General features: G+C 58.3%; 5 protein-coding genes. All 5 read left to right on the top strand.

What is annotated here, in order from left to right; genetic code table 11:
* Positions 1–265: 265 nt before the first annotated feature.
* Positions 266–934, top strand: a complete 669-nt coding sequence (locus ABHM97_RS14415) for an S-layer homology domain-containing protein (RefSeq protein WP_502921294.1) — start codon at positions 266–268, stop codon at positions 932–934.
* Positions 935–1,233: 299 nt separating this feature from the next.
* Positions 1,234–4,191 (top strand): Ig domain-containing protein, encoded by a 2,958-nt coding sequence (locus ABHM97_RS14410; protein WP_349471234.1) that lies wholly within the window; start codon positions 1,234–1,236, stop codon positions 4,189–4,191.
* Between the two features lie 152 nt (positions 4,192–4,343).
* Positions 4,344–5,897, top strand: a complete 1,554-nt coding sequence (locus ABHM97_RS14405) for a polysaccharide pyruvyl transferase family protein (RefSeq protein WP_349471228.1) — start codon at positions 4,344–4,346, stop codon at positions 5,895–5,897.
* A gap of 279 nt (positions 5,898–6,176) precedes the next feature.
* Positions 6,177–7,772: a carboxypeptidase-like regulatory domain-containing protein gene (locus ABHM97_RS14400; protein ID WP_257370690.1), complete on the top strand. Its 1,596-nt coding sequence runs from the start codon at positions 6,177–6,179 to the stop codon at positions 7,770–7,772.
* A gap of 169 nt (positions 7,773–7,941) precedes the next feature.
* Positions 7,942–8,814, top strand: a complete 873-nt coding sequence (locus tag ABHM97_RS14395) for an MBL fold metallo-hydrolase (RefSeq protein ID WP_349471227.1) — start codon at positions 7,942–7,944, stop codon at positions 8,812–8,814.
* The last annotated feature ends 28 nt before the right edge of the window (positions 8,815–8,842 follow it).

Below are 8,842 nucleotides of genomic sequence, written 5' to 3'. Positions count from 1 at the left end.
TGTTGCTGCTGGCACGTACCCGGGTTCGGGGACGGTGACGGTGACTGCACGTGCGGTGACGGATTATGTTCTGGCTGCCGGCGCGACCGCTTCGTGGACGGGGACGTTCAAGTCGACCCCGTTGGTGGTGACGCCTGCTGCTGTGGTTTTTACGGATAAGGACGGCACGAAGGACGACGCCTATACGGTTCCTGCTACGACAGGGGTTGAGTATTTGGTCGGGGGGAAGGTTGTTGCTGCGGGGTCGTATCCGGGTTCGGGGACGGTGACGGTGACTGCACGTGCGGTGACGGATTATGTTCTGGCACCCGGTGCAACGGCTTCGTGGACGGGGACGTTCAAGGCGACGTCGGCGGTGTCGTTTGCTGATGTGGCTGCTGGCGCCCAGTTCCATGACGAGATTTCCTGGCTTGCTGCGCAGGGCATCTCCACGGGGTGGGTTGAGGCTAATGGTTCCCGGACGTTCCGGCCGTTGCAGGCTGTGAATCGTGATGCGATGGCTGCGTTTATGTACCGGCTGGCTGGTTCGCCGGCGTTCCAGCCACCTGCTAAGTCTCCGTTTGCTGATGTGACTCCCTCTACGCAGTTCTACAAGGAGATCACGTGGCTCGCGTCGAAGGGTATCTCCACGGGGTGGGTTGAGTCGAACGGGACCAAGACGTTCCGTCCGGTGCAGCCGGTGAATAGAGATGCGATGGCTGCGTTCATGTACCGCTTCGCTGGCTCGCCCGCGTTCACCTCCTCTGCGGCATTTACGGATGTCCCTGCTGGTGCGCAGTTCCGGAAGGAAATCAGCTGGTTGGCCGGTTCAGGTATCTCCACGGGATGGACCGAAGCCAACGGGTCTAAAACATATCGGCCGCTCCAGCCCGTGAATCGCGATGCGATGGCCGCATTCATGTACAGGTACAACCAGAAGTACGGACAACTGTAAGCACAAGGATTAGTTCAAAGGAGCGGGAGGTTAGATTTTTCTGACCTCCCGTTCTAATGTCTCTCGACGGAAGAAGTACTTTATCTGCGGTCGTAACTTAAGAGATTTGCCCCTTCATAATTCCCCAGTTGAAAGGTCCCTTACAAAGCTGGGGTAGTGTGTCGCTTGGCCACTAATCGGTAGCCATCAATGGGGGCGGGTTTTCCGCCAATCAGCGCGGAAAGCAGACTTTAGTGCGCAATAAACATCGAAGAAACAGACTTTTTGTTCCGGGAGTGAGCCTTGCTCTCTCTGTGCTCATGCTGACCGGCCTTGTACAGGCCCAAGCTTCTCCAGCTGCGGCCCAGGCGTCGCTCACCGGCATTGCTGCAACTGTAGCTACCCAACCCGCGGACACCGCCATCCAAGACACGTCTCAGGATTTCAAGCCACCAGTGACGTCGCCGTTTGCGGATATCGCCACGTCGCAGCAGTTCTATAAGGAAATGGCATGGTTGGCCTCTGCGCGAGTCAGTACTGGTTGGACCGAAGCGAACGGGACCAAAACCTACCGCGCCCTCTTGCCCGTTAACAGGGATGCGATGGCTGCATTCATGTACCGCCTTTCAGGGAGCCCCGGATTTATCCCGCCAAAGGTCTCGCCATTTGCCGACGTGAGCACCTCACAGCAGTTTTACAAGGAAATGGCCTGGCTGGCTTCAACCGGCATCAGTACCGGTTGGACGGAAGCAAACGGAACCAAAACGTACCGGGCAACCCAGCCAGTCAACCGGGATGCCATGGCAGCATTCCTTTACCGGCTAGCTGGTAGCCCGGACTACACCGCACCAGCAGCAACGCCGTTTGCTGACATCACCAAGTCGCAGCAGTTCTACAAAGAAATGACGTGGTTGTCCCAAAGGGGAATCAGCACGGGTTGGAATGAGTCCAATGGCACCAAGTCCTACCGTGCGCTGCAGTCGGTGAACCGCGATGCAATGGCGGCATTCATGTACAGATTCCAGCAATTCAAGAGCCCGTTGACCATCACGAATGAACAACTGATGGAGGGCATTGCCGGGGTCAAGTACCTTGACCAACTCAAGGGAGCCGGAGGATTCGGAGAGCTTGCGTGGAAAGCGCAAGGTCTCCCACAGGGACTTAGCATCGCACCCAATGGGGCAATATCCGGGTTGCCTACCGTCACGGGTCCCAGCTCGGTCACCGTAACGGCGACGGACTCATCCGGCATGACTGTATCGCGTACGCTGACCCTCGACGTACCTCAGTCGGCTCCGCAGGAATGCGTCGGAAAGCCATGTGAAGTCGTAGTTCCAAAGCAGGACACCATCCACGTCCCAGGCAACAACATCGTTGCCATTACAAGGGACCCCGCCACCAGGAAGATCACATCAATCGAACTGACAGACATCGTTGTGGCTCAGGGGCAGGTCCTGACGCTGGCCCCCTGGGCCAACGTCGAGTCCGGAGCAGTCCTTATTGCAGATGACGTGAGCGTTACCACGGCCGGCACCAAGCTAATCAAGACCTCACCCGGCAATCTTTCCTCGGCCTATTCCGAAGGAACTGTTCACTTCACCACAACGGGCGCGTCCGCCCAGCAGGCTGAGGCACCGCCGGTTCTGGCTACGCCCCAGGAATCTCTGAACGCGGTCAAACCGAAAATGGAATGTGATCGCGGAGCCACCGCAGACCTGAAGGGATTGTCCGTTACCCCCGATCTGGAGCCTTCTGTCTACGCGGAGTGGGGTTGGTTTGGTCTTCACCTCATGCAGGCGAACATTGACGGATCAATAACCGTCAACATGGGCGCAGCAGTTTCAGGCGAAGGCAAATGCACTATGACGGTGCCTGAAGTGAAGGTAACTGTCCCCTCAGGTGCAGGCGCAATTGTCATGGCCGCCCAGCCGAGCATCACCTTCGAAGTAACCGGCAAGTTGGATATCAGCGCCTCTGTTGTACTGAAATGTGGCACCTCGTACCAGTGGAGGGACCAGCAGGAAAGCCGCTCAGCGTCATGCAGCACCGAACATGAACCTCTTGCGCTCTCCAGTGATTCAGGCATCGATGCGACCCTCACGGGCGCCTTGGATACCCGCATCACATGGATGGACATCGTTGGAATCACAGGCAAGATCGAAGCTTCCTTGGAGGCCGGCTTCCACCCCACCGAGGATCCGATGGCTGAGCTCAAAGCGTCAGCCGGCGTTGAACTGGGTGCTTGTGCGTTCTGCTTCTGGGAGGATTCACCGGCGAAATTGACGGTGTACTCAGGCACCATATTCGAGAAGACCATCGCAACGTGGTCCGCGAAGCCGCAGCCGCCAGGCGCTCCGGAGCCTGAAGTAGCTCCGAAGATTGAGCCGCTGAAGATCCTTACCACGAGCCTGCCCGGAGCTGTCCTCGGCAAGCAGTACAAGATTGGGATTGGAGCCATTGGAGGCGTAGCACCGTACGCGTGGAAGATATCCAAGGGAAGCCTGCCCGCGGGCCTTTCGTTGAACGCCGTAACTGGCGTCGTCAGCGGAACTCCGTCGGCTGCCGGCACAACACCTATGACGTTCAGCGTGACCGACAGTCGGGGCATATCTGCAGCTGCGGCATTGTCCCTGGTGGTGAACCCTAAACCTGTGCGAGGCAACAAGGTCCTTGTGTACGGCTCTACCGACGAAGGTTATGGGGTGGCTAACGTCGCTCAAACCCTCCGGGCCGCCGGAGCGGACGTTGTAATTTCCAAGACACTTCCCGCAGAATTGGGCACTTACAAATCCATCTGGAACCCGTCATACAACGGATGGACCGCAGCAGAGGAACAGCAGGTTGCCGGCTACATTATCGACGGCGGCGCGGCTTACCTTACGGGCGAACGGCCTTGTTGTGAGGAAGTGAACGACACAGTGCAACGGGTCTTGCGACAGGTGCTCGTGGATCAGGATGTTGTGGTGGGTCGGCAAGGTGACGTTGACGGACCATACACGTTCAACCCGGCAGCAACCAACCAAATTTCGAAAGCACCCAATCTTCTTTCTGCTTTTGAACCCCTTGCCCCCGGAGCAATCAGCGGGCTTGGGGGAGTCGATGCGCGGAACGTCTTCGCCCGGAGCGATAGCACCGTTGTTGGCGGAGTCTGGTCGGAGGCGGATATGAAGTCCAAGCGAGGCCGCGTGGTGGTTCTCATGGATATCAACTACCTCGAGTACGACACAAGGGCGCCTATTCTGCAGAACGTCCAGAACTTCCTTTCGAAAACACCTTGATCCTTATTCGCTGCTAGTTTCAGCACCCTGAGAAGGCATGACCTCGCCCGTAGCGGGGTCATGCCTTCCTTCGTTGGCTGGTGCGTTTCTGCTGACCGTGGGCTGACCCGGTAGGCTGGAATCTGTTTTTTGTGATCTAACACCGGGGAATCGTGCGAGTTGTAGTTCTGGGAGATATTGGCCAATCCGTCTATCACGTGGGCGATGAGGCGATGGCCCACGCGGTGGTGGATGAACTGCAGGCCCGGGGAGTTTCGGACATCGTCCTGCTTTCCCGCAACCCTGAACAGAGCGCACGCCTCTATGACACATCTGCGGTGAAGACACTGGAGTTTCCCTGGCCTCCACACCGGCGCGAGACATACCTAAAGGAAATCCGCGCCGTTTTGGCTGGCGACTTGGACGCTCTTCCGGCAGGCGACCAAGTGCATGCGCTTATCAAGACCGTTGGCGAGTCCGACGGCGTGGTCATTGCCGGCGGCGGCAACATGAATTCCCCCTACGGTTGGTTGCTTTATGAGCGTGCTGCACTCGGCGCCATAGCAGAGTCGTTGGGAAAGCCTCTCGTTATCTCTGGGCAAACAGTCGGCCCCGTTCTTACCGGTCCGGATTACGACACGGCTATTGAACTCTTCCGGTCCGCCGCGCTGGCAAGCGTGCGTGAGAGCACGTCGCTGGAAATGCTGAATGAAGCCGGCCTCCAGACCGGCTTGACCTTGGACGATGCAAGCTTCCTCAAAGCGAGCCCCGAGGGCGAGGGCTACCTATCGGCGGAACCGTCGTACCAGCCGAAGCCTGGACGTCCCTATCTGGTCGCCAGCTTCGCGCCAGGGACCGGCGCCATGGACAGAAACGATTTCAACCAACGGGTTGCCGACATTCTGGACAGGATTGCGGGACCGGGCAGCCTTGATGTTGTCATGATTCCGCACATGTCCCGTCCGGGGAACCGCGACATCGACATCGAGACTCACGCGGATATCCAGCGCAGGATGCGGGCTAAGAACGTCACCGTGTGTGGACAGTTCACTGCCGAGGAAGCGGCCACCCTGACAACACAGGCTGAGTTCGTGGTCGCCAGCCGCTATCACCCCATCGTCTTTGCGCTCGGAGCGGGCGTTCCTTGCCTCGCCCTGGCCGTGGATTATTACGGAGAGGTTCGCCTCGGCGGCGCCTTGGCGAACTGGGGCCTGGGCCACACGATGCGGTCGCTCCGGCATGTAGTCACTCCTGAATTCAATGAGTTCGTGGACGAACTGTGGCGTCGTCGCCGTGACATCAGGGATTACCTGAACACCATTAGCCCATCACAAGCCGACTTCCAAAGTGCTTGGTGGGACACCGTCGTCGAAACCTTGAAGGGAGCGACACCGGTCGCTCCGATTCTTGACATCCCCGAACCGATTTTCCCGGAGCTTCACTCTGGTGAACACCCCGAAGCAGCGAAGCTCACGGCCAACAACGAGGCACATATCGGGCACCAGTCCGTGGAGCTCTACCGACTGACGCACGCTCTGGAGGACACCACGGGAACCCTGGCCGCGGCTGAGGCCGAGCGTGAGCGTTTAAGGCAAGCGTTGGAAGACATGTCCTCGGCAATATCTGCTGTGGAACGCGAGGTTGAGTCCCTGCAGGGCCGGCTGGGCAAACTTAATTCCTCGATGTTGGTGCGGATAGGCCGCCGGTTGGGCCTGCTTCGCGCTTAGGCATCTTAGCGGTGGCTTCCTAGGCCGAATCCCTGTTGAACTGAGTGCTCGGCGCGCTGTGGAGTCAAGTCATAAACGGCGTTCGTTGCCTTCCGCGGCCTCCGGCTTGTTACATTCTTCTCAGTCTGCGTCCGCAGGCAATATGGGGGGCGGCGCGCTGTCGTGGCCCGGGGAAAAGGGTCTTCAATGTTCAAACGGAACAGAACATGGCGGCTGACTACCGCCACACTTGGAATTCTGGTAGCACTCATTTTCGGCGGGGTTGTATCAACCCCTGCGATGGCGGCTCAGACGGCCTCCATCAGTGGAACGATCTCCGCGCCAGCTGGAACGGACCTCAAGGGTTTTTTCATCTCGGCCAAAATCCAGGACGGCAATGCTGAAAGGGTCTACGGAACTATAAACCCAGATGGAAGTTATGCGATTACCGGCCTGCCGGCAGGAACGTACGAGGTCTTGGTCTACGGCTCCGACGAATTTCTCCAGAACAGCAAGGTTGCTGCTGTGGCCGACGGACAAGCCCTCAACGGAATCGATTTTTTGATGGTTAAGGGCGCCTTCATCAAAGGCAAGGTGGCAGTTCCGGCTGGAGTGAATTCAACGGAGGTCCTGGTCACGGCCTTCGACACTAAGAACGGCAAAACGGGCCCAGCGGACAAGTCATTCTTCGTTGGAAGCGATGGCCAGTACACCTTATGGGGCCTCCCGGCGGGCACATACAAGGTTCGCTTTAGTCACAATGCCATCAATAACCGCACGTTGGCCACGCAGTGGTACACAAACAAGTCTAGTTACGAAGCGGCGACAGCCGTTCAGCTGAGGGCTGGTCAGACTGCTGACGGGATAGACGCCACTATGGTGGTTGGCGCCAAAATCAGCGGAAAGATCACTGGGCCGGATGCATCCTTACTGCCGCATATCTGTGTAGGCGCTTTTCCCGAGGACGTGCCTTTACCAGCGATCAACTCAGTTCCCGAAGAACCTGCAAGTGTTCAGCCCTTGGCGGCAGTGGGCTGGTCATGCCCGAACTATTGGTTCGCCAACGTAGTTTCCTGGACGTACCCGGCGCCCGATGGAACCTACACGATTCCGGCACTGCCAAGCGGGAAATACAAGGTTGTTGCCCTTCCGACGAAGACCTTCGAAGGGGCTACCACCACTCCCGTTCCTTTTGCCGCCAAGTGGTACGCGAATAAACTGCTCCGAAGTTCTGCGACGTTGACGTCGGTGACAATGCCACAAAACCTTACGGGAGTAGATTTCGCCCTGGCGAAGTTCAGTTCGTTCAAGGACGTGGCCGTGGGCGCGCAGTTCTTTGACGACATCACATGGCTGGGAACAACTGGAGTCAGTACCGGCTACGCCAACGGCGACGGCACCTTCAACTATTCACCCCTCAGTTCCGTGAATAGGGATGCCATGGCGGCTTTCATGTACCGGTTGGCAGGGTCCCCGTCGTTTACTCCACCCACGGTTTCCCCGTTCATTGACCTTGCTCCCAGCAGTCAGTTCTACAAAGAAATCACATGGCTGGCAGCGCAAAATATTAGTACCGGTTGGACTGAGCCGGGCAACACAAAGTCCTTCCGGCCACTCCAGGCCGTAAATCGTGATGCCATGGCCGCCTTTCTCTACCGGTTTGCCGGTAGCCCAGCATTCACTCCGCCCGCGGTGTCTCCTTTCGCAGACGTAGCCACCGACAACCAGTTCTATAAGCAGATCACCTGGTTGGCCGGTACGGGTATCAGCACGGGGTGGGCCCAATCAGATGGCACGAAGCTTTTCCAGCCCGTGTCGCCTGTCGCTCGTGATGCCATGGCAGCGTTCATGCACCGCTACCAGTACTTGGATAGCCCGGAACTAAGAATCCCCTAGCGGAGATCCATGTGGCCGGAGGGCACGCGAAGGCGTTGTCCTCGGCCACATGGGTTTTTTTGGCTGTCAGCCTCCCGGACCGCAGCAAGCCGTTCTGCTGTTTCACAGCTTCCCGTGGGTAGAGTAGAGGCCTGAACATCGCCGGATTGCATTGGATACGGAGAACGCATTGTCAGCTTGGCTAGAACTCGGACCGGACAACTACGTCTTGAAAACCGAGGGTTCGTTACTCAATACCGGGCTCGTGGTGGGCGCCGAGCTCGCTATGGTCATCGACACCGGCTGCGGCCCGCGCCAAGGCCGCGAGATCCTTAATGCCGTGCGGGAAAAGACCCAGCTGCCGCTGGTAGTGGTGAACACCCACGCCCACTACGACCATTTCTTTGGGAATGCAGTTTTTGCGGACGACGGCGTTACGGAGTTTTGGGCCCACGCCAACTGCGCGGCGGCCATTGAAAAAGACGCCGACAATCAACGCCGATTTGTCGCCACGAACGAACCGGAGATGGCAGCAGGGGAGGGGGAGGCCGTCGAGGTCGTTGTCCCTAATGCACTTGTTCATGACCAGCCCGTGCTGGTTGATCTCGGTGGGGTCACTGCGACGCTGTTCTACTTGGGCAGGGCCCACACGGATGGTGATTTGCTGGTAGGCACCAGCTCGACGTTGTATGTTGGCGATGTTGTGGAACAAGGCGCCCACCCGTCCTTCGAGGATTCATACCCGGAAGAGTGGGCGGACGCCTTGCGTCACATCTCGGCGCTGCGGCACCGTTACGAACACCTGGTTCCGGGCCACGGTGAGCCCGCGAGCGACCAGTTCGTCAAAACCATGGCCAACACCATGAGCACCGCCGTACGGCAGGCCACCCAGTCGATTCGTGACATGCCCTCGGACGCAACCAAAGCCATCCCCGTCCTGCCGTATGGTCCAGAACAATCCCGCTGGTTCATCAAGCGGCTGCAGGAAACCAATGCTGCGAGTCGTACCACTTTGGGTACCCCTGACTTCGGGCCTGGAAAAACAGGTTCGTACCCTTCCTGAGCAGGTGGGTCACCTAATTGGCGAATAG

The organism is Paenarthrobacter sp. CAP02, from assembly GCF_040137855.1.
Classification (GTDB): domain Bacteria; phylum Actinomycetota; class Actinomycetes; order Actinomycetales; family Micrococcaceae; genus Arthrobacter.
Note: the sequence above shows the minus strand (reverse complement) of the source record. Positions and strands in the feature narration are given on the sequence as shown.

Bases quoted from the DNA above. Each gene is read 5' to 3' on its own strand.
- ABHM97_RS14410 (WP_349471234.1), top strand. From the start codon at position 1,234: ATGCTGACCGGCCTTGTACAGGCCCAAGCTTCTCCAGCTGCGGCCCAG.
- ABHM97_RS14400 (WP_257370690.1), top strand. From the start codon at position 6,177: ATGGCGGCTCAGACGGCCTCCATCAGTGGAACGATCTCCGCGCCAGCT.